Annotated in this window: 15 protein-coding genes; 10 read left to right on the plus strand and 5 right to left on the minus strand. The window is 63.7% G+C overall.

Going from position 1 to position 14,452, the window contains the following annotated elements; genetic code table 11:
• Positions 1–260: 260 nt before the first annotated feature.
• From ybaK to mbfA, 4 genes are all read left to right on the plus strand, one after another.
• Complete coding sequence (gene ybaK / locus CRO48_RS13275) at positions 261–734, plus strand: Cys-tRNA(Pro) deacylase (protein ID WP_097140024.1); 474 nt, start codon at positions 261–263, stop codon at positions 732–734.
• Positions 735–832: 98 nt separating this feature from the next.
• Positions 833–2,083, plus strand: coding sequence for an aminopeptidase (locus tag CRO48_RS13280; protein ID WP_097140026.1), 1,251 nt, complete (start codon positions 833–835; stop codon positions 2,081–2,083).
• Positions 2,084–2,090: 7 nt separating this feature from the next.
• Entirely contained in the window at positions 2,091–2,879 is a 789-nt protein-coding gene (locus CRO48_RS13285; RefSeq protein ID WP_176526753.1) for a pyrroline-5-carboxylate reductase family protein, read from the plus strand.
• Between the two features lie 127 nt (positions 2,880–3,006).
• Entirely contained in the window at positions 3,007–3,990 is a 984-nt protein-coding gene (gene mbfA, locus CRO48_RS13290) for an iron exporter MbfA (RefSeq protein WP_097140030.1), read from the plus strand.
• 66 nt (positions 3,991–4,056) lie between these two features.
• Here the strand turns inward: mbfA and CRO48_RS13295 are convergent, their stop codons facing one another.
• Positions 4,057–4,674: a transglutaminase-like cysteine peptidase gene (locus CRO48_RS13295; protein ID WP_097140032.1), complete on the minus strand. Its 618-nt coding sequence runs from the start codon at positions 4,672–4,674 to the stop codon at positions 4,057–4,059.
• Between the two features lie 111 nt (positions 4,675–4,785).
• The gene (locus tag CRO48_RS13300) at positions 4,786–5,604 is read right to left on the minus strand and encodes an alpha/beta hydrolase (RefSeq protein ID WP_097140034.1); all 819 of its coding nucleotides are present in this window, start codon (positions 5,602–5,604) and stop codon (positions 4,786–4,788) included.
• A 241-nt stretch (positions 5,605–5,845) separates the two neighbouring features.
• Here CRO48_RS13300 and infC point away from each other — a divergent pair, with 241 nt between their 5' ends.
• The 5 genes from infC to pheT all read left to right on the plus strand — a co-directional run bounded on the left by infC (position 5,846) and on the right by pheT (position 10,906).
• Positions 5,846–6,385, plus strand: coding sequence for a translation initiation factor IF-3 (gene infC, locus CRO48_RS13305; RefSeq protein WP_097140036.1), 540 nt, complete (start codon positions 5,846–5,848; stop codon positions 6,383–6,385).
• Between the two features lie 242 nt (positions 6,386–6,627).
• Positions 6,628–6,831: a 50S ribosomal protein L35 gene (rpmI, locus tag CRO48_RS13310; RefSeq protein ID WP_065372108.1), complete on the plus strand. Its 204-nt coding sequence runs from the start codon at positions 6,628–6,630 to the stop codon at positions 6,829–6,831.
• Between the two features lie 39 nt (positions 6,832–6,870).
• The gene (rplT, locus tag CRO48_RS13315) at positions 6,871–7,275 is read left to right on the plus strand and encodes a 50S ribosomal protein L20 (protein WP_097140038.1); all 405 of its coding nucleotides are present in this window, start codon (positions 6,871–6,873) and stop codon (positions 7,273–7,275) included.
• Between the two features lie 93 nt (positions 7,276–7,368).
• Positions 7,369–8,454 carry a phenylalanine--tRNA ligase subunit alpha gene (pheS, locus tag CRO48_RS13320; protein ID WP_097140040.1) on the plus strand — a complete coding sequence of 362 codons (1,086 nt, stop codon included), beginning with the start codon at positions 7,369–7,371 and terminating at the stop codon, positions 8,452–8,454.
• Between the two features lie 25 nt (positions 8,455–8,479).
• Positions 8,480–10,906, plus strand: a complete 2,427-nt coding sequence (gene pheT, locus CRO48_RS13325) for a phenylalanine--tRNA ligase subunit beta (protein ID WP_097140042.1) — start codon at positions 8,480–8,482, stop codon at positions 10,904–10,906.
• A gap of 234 nt (positions 10,907–11,140) precedes the next feature.
• Here pheT and CRO48_RS13330 read toward each other — a convergent pair whose 3' ends face one another.
• Together CRO48_RS13330 and CRO48_RS13335 are read right to left on the minus strand one after the other, a co-directional pair.
• Positions 11,141–11,641 (minus strand): YciE/YciF ferroxidase family protein, encoded by a 501-nt coding sequence (locus CRO48_RS13330; protein WP_097140044.1) that lies wholly within the window; start codon positions 11,639–11,641, stop codon positions 11,141–11,143.
• Positions 11,642–11,804: 163 nt separating this feature from the next.
• Positions 11,805–12,755, minus strand: a complete 951-nt coding sequence (locus CRO48_RS13335) for an aldo/keto reductase (protein ID WP_097140046.1) — start codon at positions 12,753–12,755, stop codon at positions 11,805–11,807.
• A gap of 166 nt (positions 12,756–12,921) precedes the next feature.
• Between CRO48_RS13335 and CRO48_RS13340 the strand changes: the two genes are divergently transcribed.
• Positions 12,922–13,908: a Gfo/Idh/MocA family protein gene (locus CRO48_RS13340; RefSeq protein ID WP_097140049.1), complete on the plus strand. Its 987-nt coding sequence runs from the start codon at positions 12,922–12,924 to the stop codon at positions 13,906–13,908.
• Between the two features lie 52 nt (positions 13,909–13,960).
• Here the strand turns inward: CRO48_RS13340 and CRO48_RS13345 are convergent, their stop codons facing one another.
• On the minus strand, positions 13,961–14,362 hold the full coding sequence (locus CRO48_RS13345; protein ID WP_097140051.1) for a hypothetical protein: 402 nt from the start codon (positions 14,360–14,362) through the stop codon (positions 13,961–13,963).
• Positions 14,363–14,452: the final 90 nt, after the last annotated feature.

Raw genomic sequence — 14,452 nt, forward strand, 5'->3', positions numbered from 1 at the left:
GCTTGCCGGAGATCGTCCAGGGCGGGCGACACCTGTTCCAGATCCCGGCGGATCGATAAACCTCGCAGTAACCAATAGTTTGTGGCAAGGCAAGGTCGGGCAGCGGGTTGCCCTCAGTTCGGCTCGGTTGTTGCTTGCCTATCGTCAATCCATCGCCTGTTCGAAACCTTGCGGCGTTCGAAGCCTCAGTCCAGCTGTTGACAGAACGCAGTCCGCTGTCGCACCGATAGGCGCTCCCGCAACAAGCAGCCACGGCCGTCATGTCGAAAACCACACGCGCCACCCAGGCCCTCGTCCGGGCCGGCATCGCATTTACCACCCACGCCTATGAGTACGATCCGTCCGCCGAGAGGATCGGGATGCAGGCCGCCGAAGCCCTGGGCGAGACGCCGGACCGTGTGCTGAAGACCCTGATGGCGGAGGTCGATGGCAAGCCCGTCTGTGTCATCGTGCCGTCCGATTGCGAAGTCAGCATGAAAAAGCTCGCCGCAACCTTCAAAGGCAAGTCGGCCAGAATGATGAAGCCGTCGGACGCGGAGCGGCTGACGGGCTACCACGTCGGCGGCATCAGTCCGTTGGGCCAGCGCAAGCAGGTCCCGACCGCAATCGAGGCCATGGCGCTGGCGCATGCGAGCGTCTATGTCAACGGCGGTCAGCGCGGCCTCCAGGTTCGGCTGTCGCCGCACGACATCTGCAAGGCGCTGAACGCCGTGGCCGCGCCGCTTGTTTCGTAGAGACGCAGCGAGTCGCAGCTATCCGCACGCCCGACCTTCTGTTTTTTGCGAATCCGTCCTAAGAAGGGGGATCGCAATCGAAGACAGCAGGAACCGCGATGAACGCACCCGTTCGCACCGCCCCCGTCGATCCGGCCAAGCTCGAGAAGCTTGCAGATGTGGCCGTCAATGTCGGCCTTCGGCTGCAGAAGGGGCAGGATCTCGTGATGACCGCGCCGATCGCGGCCCTGCCGCTGGTCCGCCTCATCACCAAGCATGCCTATATGGCCGGCGCCGGTCTTGTCAGCACGTTCTATGCCGACGAGGAGGCCACGCTTTCGCGCTATCGCTACGCCCCGGACGCCAGTTTTGACCGGGCCACGGACTGGCTGTACGAGGGCATGGCAAAGGCCTATGCCGATGGCGCCGCCCGCCTGGCGATCGCCGGTGACAATCCCATGCTGCTTGCCGGCGAGGATCCCGCCAAGGTCGCCCGAGCCAACAGGGCGAACTCGATTGCCTACAAGCCGGCACTGGAGAAGATCGCCAATTTCGACATCAACTGGAACATCGTTTCCTATCCCAACCCGTCCTGGGCCCGGCAGGTGTTTCCGAACGATCCCGAGGACGTGGCGGTCGAGAAGCTCGCCAATGCGATCTTCGCCGCGTCGCGCGTCGACCTGGATGATCCGATCGGCGCCTGGAAGGCGCACAATGCGAACCTGCGCAGCCGTTCCACCTGGCTGAACGGCGAGCGCTTTTCGGCCCTTCATTTCAAAGGGCCGGGGACGGACCTCACCATCGGTCTTGCCGATGGTCACGAGTGGCATGGCGGGGCCTCGACCGCAAAGAACGGCATCACCTGCAACCCGAACATCCCGACCGAAGAAGTCTTCACCACCCCGCACGCATTGCGCGTCGAAGGGCATGTTTCCAGCACCAAGCCCCTTTCGCATCAAGGGACCCTCATCGATGACATCCGCGTGCGCTTCGAGGGCGGCCGCATCGTGGAGGCGCACGCGTCGAAGGGCGAGGCCGTCCTTGTCAAGGTCCTCGACACCGACGCCGGCGCGCGCCGCCTGGGCGAGGTCGCGCTGGTTCCGCATTCCTCGCCGATCTCGGCGAGCGGGTTGCTGTTCTACAACACCCTTTTCGACGAAAACGCCGCCTGCCATATCGCGCTCGGCCAGTGCTATTCGAAGTGCTTCCTGGATGGCGCGAACCTCTCGCCGGAGCAGATCGCCGCACAGGGCGGAAATTCGAGCCTGATCCACATCGACTGGATGATCGGCTCGGACAAGATCGACATCGATGGCGTCCGGGTTGACGGCAGCCGCGTTCCGGTGATGCGCGGCGGTGAATGGGCATGAGGATCGCGTGACGACGATCGGTGTCATTGGCGGCGGAGGTTGGCTCGCGGGTGCGCTTCTGCGCCCCGCGCTGCAGGATGGTCTGCTGCGGCCGGACAGGCTGATTCTCTCGTCGCGCTCCGGCCGCGTGCCGGGTTTCGAGGAATGGCCGGATATTGAGGTGACGGCCGACAACGAGGAACTGGCGACAGCGTCGGACATCGTGATGCTCTGCGTTCGTCCGCAGGATCTGGCCGAGATCGCGGTCGACCTGCGCGATCGGCTGCTCATATCCGTCGTCGCCGGCGTGACGGTGGCGGATCTGGCCCGGAGCTACCGCGCGACACGTGTTGTGCGCGCAATGCCCAATGCCTGCGCCGAGCACCGGCTGTCGTTCACACCCTGGTTCGCCACCGACAGCGTGACGGATCGCGAAGCCGATTTCGTCTACCGGTTCTTCTCCGCCTCCGGGCAGGCGCATGGAATTCTCGAGGAGGCGCAGCTCGATTACTTCACCGCGTTGACCGGCTCTGGACCTGCATTTCCGGCACTTTTTGCCGATGCCATGATCCGCCACGCGATCGGCGCGGGGCTCGATCCGGAGACGGCAGATGCCGCCGTGCGTCAGCTTTTCCTGGGAGCGGGTGTGTTGATGGCGGAATCGGACACAACACCGTCGGATCTCGTCGACGTCTTCCTCGACTACCGTGGCACCACCGCCGCCGGCCTTTCGGCGATGATCGAGGCGGACATAGCCTCGCCCATCTTTCGCGGCCTCTCGGCCGCCCGCCGGCGCGCCTCCAAGGGGCTGGTCTGAGCTTTCAGGTCTTCGGCTAAATCGGCTCCGGCGGCATTGCCCCGGCGGCATTGCCATTGCGTCGGGCACCGTTGACGCGGCATGGGTTCGGTCCTATTTTTAGAATTATTCTAAAAAAGGTTTCCTGATGCTCTCCCGTTTTTTCCGCAGCTACAAGCGCTCTCTGGAATCGCTTAGCGAACAGGAGATACTGGCCCTCGCCATCTCGTCCGAGGAGGACGACAGCCGCATCTACCTCGCCTATGCCGATGCGCTGCGGGAAACTTCGCCGCACACCGCGCACATGTTTGCCGAAATGGCGCAGGAGGAGAACGAGCATCGCCGCATGCTGATCGACATGCACATCCGCAGGTTCGGAGAGCGCATCCCGCTCGTCCGGCGCGAGCATGTCCGCGACTTTCCCGAGCGCAAGCCTGACTGGCTGATCGCCAACATGCCTGTCCAGACGGCGCGTGCGCAGGCCAAAGCGATGGAGGAAGCCGCCCACCGGTTCTACCTTCAGGCGGCGTCGCGGGCGACCGATGCGCCCACCCGAAAGCTTCTCGGCGACCTGGCGATCGCTGAGAAATCCCATGAGGACAAGGCCCGCCATATGCGCGAGGGCGAGGAGAACGCGGCAGCCATTGCCGACGAGGACCAGGTCGCCCGCCGCCAGTTCATCCTCACCTACGTCCAGCCGGGGCTTGCCGGCCTGATGGACGGGTCCGTTTCGACGCTGGCACCGATCTTCGCCGCGGCGTTTGCCACGCAGGATACCTGGCAGACCTTTCTCGTTGGCCTCTCCGCATCCGTCGGCGCCGGCATATCGATGGGCTTTACCGAGGCGGCCCATGACGACGGCAAGATTTCCGGCCGTGGTTCGCCGGTCAAGCGCGGGCTGGCGTCCGGCATCATGACCGCGCTCGGCGGTCTCGGCCATGCGCTGCCCTATCTGATCCCGCATTTCGGGATCGCCACCACCATTGCGGCCTCGGTCGTCTTCGTCGAGCTTTGGGCGATCGCCTTCATCCAGAACCGTTTCATGGAGACGCCTTTCTGGCGTGCCGCCTTCCAGGTGGTGCTGGGCGGCGGGCTGGTGTTTGCCTGCGGTGTGCTGATTGGCAACGCCTGACCCGAAACGGAAACGGCGGCCGTGGGGCCGCCGTACACTGCACTCCGGAATGTCTTGGCGCAGTGCCTACTTGCCGACCGACGACACCATGAGCGCATCGCCATTCTCGATGGAGACCCAGCGACCAGGGTGGAAGGAGGCCTGCCGCTTCAGGTAGCGATAGGGCGTCTCGGTCCACAGCTTCACGTCGCCGTCCAGGTTGTCGAGGATGTAGTCGCCATCGGTGGAACGTACCGTGAGCACCGCATGACCCTCGCCATCCGGCTTGCGCACAACGGTGATCAACAGGTCTGCAGCCGAAAAGCCGTGCTCGATCAGCTTGCGGCGCTTCAAAAGCACGAAGTCCTCGCAGTCGCCGGCCGTGTCCGGATAGGCCCAGTGCTCGTCCTTGCCGTAGAGCTCCTTGTCGGTGACGGGCGTGAGCTCGTGGTTGATGGTGCTGTTGATGTTGCGAACGACGTTCCAGCCGAACTCGGTCACCTTTGCCGGGCCCGGATCGCGTTGGCCGGCGGCACATTCGGACCGGTATTGCTGGCAGAACTCGTAGTGACCGATCGGTTGCGAGGTGATGGCGCCGGTCTGCATCGAAAGGGCGGAAGCGGGTGCCGAAAACGTTGCTGAAGATGATACAAAAAGGGCTGAAATTGCCACAAAGAATGCCTTAGCACCAATCATTCGCGCCATTGGGTGTCCCCTCAATCGTTAACAAAACGTTAAATTTTTAGGGGGCTGGTCGTCAATCACGATAATTCGCAATGCGGCAACATGGTTAAAATGCGCCGCCTTGCGTGGCATTCATGCAGCATCAACCATGTGGGAAACCGCCTCTTTGAGCTTCTCGATATCCTCCGGGCGCGACAGGCGATGGTCGCCGTCACGGATGAGCGTCAGCACGGCGTCGTCGCCGGACAGGTGCTCCATCAGGCGGATCGCATGGGTGTAGGGCACGTCCGGATCTTCCATGCCCTGCAGCACGTGCACCGGGCAGCCGGTGTCGAGCACACCGCCGAGCACCCGGTTCCGGCGACCGTCCTCGATCAGCTTCAGCGTGTAGACGTTCGGCTCGGGACCGTAGGGCGTCGGCTCCTCGAAATAGCCGCGCTCGGCAAGCGAGGTCCGCTCGGCCTCGGTGAGGTTGGGCTCGATCAGCTCGCTGGTGAAATCGGGCGCGGGCGCGATCAGGACCATGCCGGCGATGTCCTCCACCCGGCCCGCCCGGCGCAGCTCCTGGGCGACCCTGAGCGCCAGCCATCCGCCCATCGACGAGCCGACAAGGATCATGCGTCCGGTGCCGAGGTGCCGGCGCGCATGGTCGATCACGGCCAGCGCCTCTTCCAGCCAGCGCGAAATCGTGCCGTCCGCAAAGGCACCGCCCGACGCGCCGTGGCCGGAATAGTCGAAACGGATGCAGCCGGTGCCGAGCTGTGCGGCGAGGCCTGCGAGTTCGGCTGCCTTGGTTCCCGTCATGTCGGATCGGTAGCCGCCGAGCCAGACGAGATGTGCATGCCGGTTGCCGGGGTTTTCGCCAAGCAGGCGCATGGCGATCTGTCTGCTGTCGGGGCCCGTCCCCACCAAAAGCGTGGCGTCGGTCTCTCTCGTTTCTTCTGCGCTCATGCGTTTCTCCTGAAGTGCCGCGTGCGGCCGCGCTCCATGCCGGCGGGACCGCCTCTTGAGCCCTGATCTACACGATTTCGCCGAGGACGGCACAGATGGTGATTTTTTCCGCGCGACATGCTATTGACTTCGCCTCGGCGATTGACACATTGCCGCCAAGCAGCGCGTATGCGCAACGCCGGCGGCAGGATCGCCCAGCACATGCGATCCCTATCCGAAACGATTCGAGGAGAATACGACCATTCGCAGACCCTTCAAAGCGGACGCTCCGGTCAAGGACGGCCCCCGCTCAAACCGTGAAATCCGGATCCCCCGGATTCAGCTCATCGATGCCGAAGGCGTAAACCACGGCATCGTGCCCACCGATCAGGCCCTTCGCATGGCGGAAGACGCCGGTCTCGATCTCGTGGAGATTTCCCCCAACACCGATCCGCCGGTGTGCAAGATTCTCGATCTCGGCAAGCTGAAGTACGCCAACCAGAAGAAGGCGGCCGAAGCGCGCAAGAAGCAGAAGATCGTCGAGATCAAGGAAATCAAGATGCGCCCAAACATCGACACGCACGATTACGACGTGAAGATGAAGGCGATGAACCGGTTCTTCGAAGACGGCGACAAGGTCAAGGTGACGTTGAAGTTCCGCGGCCGCGAAATGGCCCACCAGGAACTTGGCATGAAGCTTCTGCTTCAGGTCAAGGAAGACACGCAGACGATCGCCAAGGTCGAGGCAGAGCCGAAGCTCGAAGGCCGTCAGATGATGATGGTGCTTGCACCCCGGACGTGACCGACGGGCCGGCCGTCCGGCCGGCTTGGGTGACGACCCATGAAATGTGCATGAGCCGCCGACCTGGCGGCTTTTTGCATTCTGGCACAGACGCCGAGATCTCAGGAATCCGGTTGCGCTTTCGGGGCACTTCGGTTACAAGCCCCCGTCCGAACGGTCCGGCAGGGCATGCCGTGGCCGTTCTTTACGCTGGAGATGTGCCTCGTCAGCCGTCTCGAAACCAAGAAGAATGGAGTAGCAAAATGCCCAAGATGAAGACGAAATCGTCTGCCAAGAAGCGGTTCAAGATCACCGCTACCGGCAAGGTCCGTGCTGCCGCCGCCGGCAAGCGTCACGGCATGATCAAGCGTACCAACAAGTTCATTCGCGACGCGCGTGGAACCATGGTTCTCGCCGAGCCCGATGGCAAGAAGGTCATCAAGAACTACCTGCCGAACGGTCTCTGAGACTTTCAGGCATTTTGGACACGTTAAGGAGATCATGACATGGCACGTGTAAAACGCGGCGTTACCGCCCACGCCAAGCACAAGAAGACGCTGAAGGCAGCCAAGGGCTTCTACGGCCGTCGCAAGAACACCATCCGCGCCGCCAAGGCAGCGGTTGACCGTTCCAAGCAGTACGCCTACCGCGACCGCAAGGTAAACAAGCGCAACTTCCGCGCTCTCTGGATCCAGCGCATCAACGCTGCCGTCCGCGAATTCGGCCTGACCTACGGCCGCTTCATCGACGGCCTCAACAAGGCCGGCATCGAAGTCGACCGCAAGGTCCTCTCCGACATGGCGATCCATGAGCCGGCAGCGTTCGGCGCTCTCGTCGCAGCTTCCAAGAAGGCGCTCGAGTACCTCAAGGACGCTGGCACCACCAACGAGTTTGAAAGCGCGGTTCGTTAAGCCAGCGCTTCCCAAGCCTTTGTACATAGAAGTTGGGAAACCCGCGCTGGCAGGGCTGGCGCGGGTTTTTCTTTGAGCCAATGGATTTGAGCAATGTCCGATCTCGACACTTTGAAGCAGACCCTGTTGGCGGACGTTGCAGCCGCCGGCGATGAAGCGGCCATTGAGGCCGTGCGCGTTGCAGCCCTCGGCAAGAAGGGCTCCGTCTCCGAACTCCTGAAGACGCTCGGCACCATGACGCCGGAAGAGCGCCAGACCCGCGGCGCGGCGATCAATGCCCTGAAGAACGAACTGACAGAAGCGATTGCCGCCCGAAAGACCGAGCTGCGGGACGCTGCGATCGCAGCCCGGCTCGTCGCCGAGACGGTCGATGTCAGCCTGCCGGTGCGTTCCTCCCCCGCCGAGCGCGGCCGCATCCATCCGATCAGCCAGATCGTCGACGAGATCACCGCGATCTTCGCCGACATGGGCTTCTCGATCGCCGAAGGGCCGGATATCGAGACGGACTATTACAATTTCACCGCGCTCAACTTCCCCGAGGGTCACCCGGCCCGCGAGATGCACGACACCTTCTTCTTCCCGCCGGATGGCAACGGCGAGCGCAAGGTGCTGCGCACGCACACCTCGCCCGTTCAGGTTCGCACCATGGAGGCGCAGAAGCCGCCGATACGCATCATCATCCCGGGCAAGACTTACCGGCAGGATTCGGACGCGACCCATTCGCCGATGTTCCATCAGGTGGAAGGGCTCGTGGTCGACAAGACCGCGAACGTCGCCAACATGCGCTGGGTGCTGGAGGAGTTCTGCAAGGCCTTCTTCGAGGTCGACAGCGTGACGATGCGTTTCCGCCCGTCGTTCTTCCCCTTCACCGAGCCCTCCTTCGAGGTCGACATCCAGTGCGACCGCTCTTCGGGCCCGATCGTCAAGTTCGGGGAGGGAACGGACTGGATGGAGATCCTCGGCTGCGGCATGGTCCATCCGAACGTGCTGCGCGCCGGCGGTCTCGATCCGGACGAATACCAGGGCTTCGCCTGGGGCATGGGGCTCGACCGCATCGCCATGCTGAAATACGGCATGCCGGACCTGCGCGACTTCTTCAACGCCGACGTCCGCTGGATGAACCACTACGGCTTCCGCCCGCTCGACGTGCCGACCCTGTTCGGCGGCCTCAGTGCTTAAGTCGCGCGCGTAAGGATCAGAAACGATGAAATTCACACTCTCCTGGCTGAAAGAGCATCTGGAAACGGACGCCTCGCTCGAACAGATCTGCGAACGCCTGACCGCGATCGGGCTCGAGGTCGAGGATGTCGACGACAAGGCCTCGTTCAAACCGTTCGTCATCGCCAAGGTGGTCTCCGCCGAACAACATCCGAACGCCGACAAGCTGCGCGTGCTGATGGTGGACACAGGCTCGGGCGCACCGGTGCAGGTCGTCTGCGGTGCGCCGAACGCGCGCACCGGCCTCGTCGGCGCCTTCGCCGCTCCCGGCACCTATGTGCCTGGCATCGACGTGACGCTTTCCGTCGGCAACATCCGCGGCGTCGAAAGCCGCGGCATGATGTGCTCGGAAAAGGAACTGGAGATGTCGGACAATCATGACGGCATCATCGATCTGCCGGCGGATGCGCCGGTCGGGACCAGCTTCGCCTCCTATGTGGGCCTCGACGATCCGGTCATCGAGATCAATCTGACGCCGAACCGCCCAGACTGCACCAGCGTCTACGGCATTGCCCGCGACCTGGCCGCCTCCGGTCTCGGCACGCTGAAGGCGCCGAAGGTACCGACCTTTGCCGTGGAAGGCGAGACCCCGGTGAAGGTGGCGCTGGAACTCGGCGAGGATACCCATCTCTGCCCCGGCTTCGCTCTCCGCCTCGTGCGCGGCGTCAGGAATGGCCCGAGCCCGCGCTGGATGCAGCAGCGGCTGCTGGCGATCGGCCTGCGCCCGATCAATGCGCTGGTCGACATCACCAACTACATGACCTTCGATCAGGGCCGCCCCATGCACGTCTTCGACGCGGCGAAGGTCAGGGGCAACCTGATCGTCCGCCGGGCGAAGGAGGGCGAAACCGTGCTGGCGCTCGACCAGCGTGAATACACGCTGTCGCCGGCCAATGTCGTGATCGCTGACGACAACGGCATCGAGTCCATCGGCGGCGTCATGGGTGGCGAGCATTCGGGTTGCGACGAGAACACGACCGATGTGCTTATCGAATCGGCTCTGTGGGACCCGATGAACATCGCCCGCACGGGCCGCATGCTCGGCATCATCACCGATGCGCGCTATCGTTTCGAGCGCGGCGTCGATCCGGAATACATGCTCCCCGGCCTGGAGCGGACGACCGAGCTCGTGCTGCAGCTTTGCGGCGGCACGGCGGCAAAGGCGGACGTGGTCGGCTACAGGGGCTACGAGCCGAAGTCGATCGATTTGCCGGTATCCGAGGTGAAGCGCCTGACAGGGCTCGAGGTCTCGTCGGAGGAAAGCCGCGAGATCCTGACGAAGCTCGGCTTCGGCGTGACAGGTGCAGGCGAGCGGTTGACCGTCACGGTTCCATCCTGGCGCCCGGATGTGGACGGCAAGGCCGATCTCGTGGAGGAGGTCATGCGCATCCACGGCGTCGACAAGATCCATGCCGAACCGCTGCCGAGCCACGGAAGCGTCAATGGCAAGATCCTGACGACGCTGCAGATCCGTTCGCGGCAGGCAAAGCGCGCGCTCGCCTCCCGTGGCATGATGGAGGCTGTCACCTGGTCGTTCATCCCGAAGGCGCAGGCCGAGCTTTTCGGCGGTGGCGCCCCGGAACTGGCACTGTCGAACCCTATTGCTGCCGACATGTCGGATATGCGCCCCTCGCTGCTGCCGGGTCTTCTGGTCGCCGCCCAGCGCAACGCCGACAAGGGTCACGGCGACGTTGCGATCTTCGAGGTCTCGGGAACCTATGAGAACGACCGGCCGGAAGGCCAGCGGCGCGTCGCAGGCGGCGTGCGTCGCGGCACGGCGTCGCTCGCCGGTGCCGGGCGGCTGTGGTCGAATGCGGCCAAAGGCGGCGGCAAGCCCGTCGACGTCTTCGACGCCAAGGCCGATGCACTGGCCGTCATCGAGGCCTGCGGCCTGCCGATGGCCAATGTCCAGATCGAGCCCGGCGGCCCGGCGTGGTACCATCCTGGCCGCTCGGGCACGATCAAGATGGGTCCGAAGATCGTGCTTGGCTATTTCGGAGAGTTCCATCCGAAGACGCTGGCGGCCCTCGATGTTTCAGGCGCGCTCGCCGGTTTCGAGATCTTCGTCGACGCGATGCCGGAACCAAAGAAGAAGGCGACGCGAACGAAGCCCGCGCTCGACCTGTCGCCGTTCCAGGCGGTTCGGCGCGACTTCGCCTTCGTCGTGGACAAAGCCGTCGAAGCGGGCGCGATCGTGCGCGCAGCAACGGGTGCCGACCGCAAGCTCGTTACCGCCGTCAATGTCTTTGACGTCTTCGAGGGAGCGTCCGTTGGCGAAGGCAAGAAGTCGATCGCGATCGAGGTCGTCATCCAGCCCACCGACAAGACGCTGACGGACGAGGATTTCGAGGCCCTGACCGCCAAGATCGTCGCCAATGTCGCAAAGACCACCGGCGGGGTCTTGCGCGCCTGAGCCTGACCCGCTGAGGCTCGATACTGGGCTTCGGGACCGGACTGCCGTTTCCCGGAGCCGAAATGACGGGCAGGGCTATCCGCCGGCCGCTTCGCATGCAGGCGGTGGAAGAGACCCGTGATACGTCCCGTCGTCCGCCTGCCTTTCGGCATCGGTTGGATGCTGAAGTTGTGCTGTGGGCCATCCCTCCCGTCATTCCAGCCCGCCCCGGCGCCTGACGCCGGGTGGGATATGTCAGGCGGCCTTGACAGCCTTCTTGTTGGAGTTCGCCACGGCGAGCTTCGTCAGGTCGCTGTCGGTCTGGCCCTCTTCCTGCAGCGTTGCATCGAGAAGCTTGACCGCCTCCTTGTGGCCGAGCGTTTGCGCCCAGGTCTTCAGCGTTCCGTAGCGCGAGATCTCGTAGTGCTCGACGGCCTGGGCGGCCGAGATCAGGCCGGCATCCAGCGCAGCGGTGCCCTTGAATTCCTCCAGGATCTCCTCGCCCTCGGCGAGAATGCCTTCGATCGCTTCGCAGGTCTTGCCCTGGGCACGCTTGCCGATGATCTCGAACACCTGCTGCAGGCGCTCGACCTGGCCCTGCGTCTGCTCCCTGTGCTTTTCGAAGGCAGCCTTCAGTTCGGCCGACTGCGCGCCGCGCGCCATCTTGGGAAGTGCCTTCAGGATCTGCCGTTCCGCATAGTAGATGTCCTTCAGGGTGTCGTAGAAGAGATCATCCAATGTCTTTTCCTTGGCCATCTGCCTCGTCCTTCCGTCAGTGTGAGAGAACGTCACGCTGTTGTGACCTAACGTCAACGGCAAGGCGGCGCAGATGTTCCGGGATGATGCAGACTTTCCCCGGGATTGCTCGCCAAAGCCGCACTGGCACGATGCGCCAGTGCGTGTCGATCTACGGATGCGGTCAGACGCCGGCAGCGTCGAGTGCGGCGATCTGCCCCGGCGTCAGCCTGAGGCTGGCCGAATTGATGAGGCTCTCGATCTGCGTGAGGCTGGTCGCGCTTGCGATCGGCGCGGTGACGGCAGGCTTGGCCATCAGCCATGCCAGCGCGACCTCCGCAGGCTTTGCGCCTGCCTCTGCGCTGACCTTGTCGAGCGCAGCAAGGATGCGCATGCCCTTGTCGTCGAGGTAGTGCGCGACCCCTTCGCCGCGGGCGGCGGCCTTTGTATCGGCGGGCGAGCGATACTTTCCGCTGAGGAAACCGCTCGCCAGGCTGAAGTAGGTGATGACGCCGATGTTCTCGCGCAGGCAGAGTTCGGCAAGCTGGCCTTCGAACCCGGAGCGGTCGTAGAGATTGTACTCGGGCTGAAGGGCGGCGTAGCGCGGCAGGCCGGCGGCCTCGGCTGCATCGAAGGATGCCTGCAACTGTGCGGCATCGAGGTTGGAGGCGCCGAAGGCCCGCACCTTGCCCGCCTTGACCAGCGCCGCATGGGCTTCCAGCGTTTCCTCGTAAGGTGTGCGCTCGTCCGGCCAGTGCGAGAGATAGAGATCGATGTGATCGGTCTGCAGCCTTTTCAGCGACGCCTCGACCGCTTCCGCGATCCAGGTCTTCGAAAGGTCGCGATGACCCTGCCCCATGTCGGAACCGACCTTGGTGATCAGGACGACACTGTCGCGCGCCACGCCGGATTGCTTCAGCCATTTGCCGATGATGGTCTCCGATTCGCCGCCGCTGTTTCCGGGTACCCAGCGGGAGTAGACGTCGGCGGTGTCAATCGCGTTGAATCCGGCGCCGACGAAGGCGTCGAGCAGCGCAAACGAGGTCTTCTCGTCAGCGGTCCAGCCAAAGACGTTACCGCCGAAGACGAGGGGCGCGATGTCGAGGCCGGTGCGACCGAGCGAGCGCTTCTGCATGCGAGTTCTCCAAATTTCTCTGATGAAACAATCGAGGCGGGCGATCGGTAGAGTAGGGCGAGATCACGACATGTACACCCAGTCACGTGGAAATTTTGCCGGCCGCCGCCCTTGCTAGGCACGTACCTCACGACTAGTCTTCGACCCGTTTCAAGGAGGAGCTCCCATGCTGCGTTTCGGTATTCTCTCGACGGCCAAGATCGGCCGCGAACTGGTCGTGCCTGCCATTCAGGACGCAGAGAATTGCGTGGTTACGGCAATAGCCAGCCGCGATATCGCGAAGGCCCGCGCGATGGCTGCCCGCTTCTCGGTGCCGCACGCCTTCGGCTCCTACGAGGAAATGCTGGCATCCGACACGATCGACGCCGTCTATATCCCCCTGCCGACCTCGCAGCATGCTGAATGGACGATCAAGGCCGCCGACGCCGGCAAGCATGTCCTTTGCGAAAAGCCGATCGCGCTGAAGGCATCGGAGATCGACGCGCTGATCGCGGCCCGCGACCGCAACAAGGTGGTGGTGTCCGAGGCGTACATGGTCACCTATGCGCCCGTGTGGCGCAAGGTGCGCGAGCTTTTGCAGGAGGGAGCGATCGGCAAGCTCCGCCACGTCCAGGGCGCCTTCACCTATTTCAACCGTGATCCCGGCAATATGCGCAACATTCCGGCACTCGGCGGTGGCGGTCTGCCGGATATCGGCGTCTATCCCGCGATCACGACCCGTTTCGCCACCGGCAAGGAGCCGATCCGGGTGCAGGCGTCGACGGAGCGCGATCCGGAGTTCGGCACCGACATCTATTCGAGCGTGCGTGCGGATTTCGGCGATTTCGAATTGAGCTTCTATGTCTCCACCCAGCTGGCGGCCCGTCAGGTGATGGTGTTCCATGGCGACAAGGGCTTCATCGAGGTGAAATCGCCCTTCAACGCCGATCGCTACGGCGCTGAGGAGCTCGAGCTGACCAACCAGAACCACGCCCTGTCGCAGCTGTTCCGTTTTCAGGATTCGCGCCAGTACAAGCTGGAGGCGGAGGCCTTCTCCCGCGCGGCCGCCGGAGCGGTAGAGGAAGTGGTCCCGCTCGAAAGCTCCGTCAGGAACCAGAAGCTGATCGACGCCATCTATCGCGCCAGCGACAAGGATGGCTGGGAGACGGTCTGACACGCTCGTCCGTCTCCCTGAGAGTCCCGGCCGAGCAATCGGCCTTGTCGCATCACGCCCCTGTCTGCCGGCGCCAGCCAACAAGCTTCAGGAGCATGATATCGAGTACGGCCAGTGCCACGAGCGCGATCGCCGCCATGCCGAGCGTCGAAAGCTGCTCCCGGGCCATAAGGAGGATGGCGGCGCTCGCGAGCACCCAGAGCCCGTCGCCGGCAATGGCGATGCCGATGGCGGCCGCGCGCGGTTGCGCCGGTCGCCCCGCGGCGAGATGGAACACGCCCCATCCGAGGAGGAACAGGCCGACCGAGCCGACGATTGCGGGATCGACGGAAGCCCCGAGCAAGCCGGCGATCGGCCCGGCAAGGGCTACCAGCCCGGCGCCGGCCACGAGCGAAAAGGCGCCGTCGGCGAGCATGACGGCCTTAAGGAGGTTGCGGTTGAGGTTTGCAAACATGGGGATCGTCCTTTCGTTGCTGATGGCCCGATCCTCCAGAAGCTGCCGATCAGAAACAATTACCTTGGAGGTAATGGATTTTCGCCCCGA

Source organism: Rhizobium subbaraonis, assembly GCF_900220975.1.
In the GTDB taxonomy this organism is placed as follows: domain Bacteria; phylum Pseudomonadota; class Alphaproteobacteria; order Rhizobiales; family Rhizobiaceae; genus Mycoplana; species Mycoplana subbaraonis.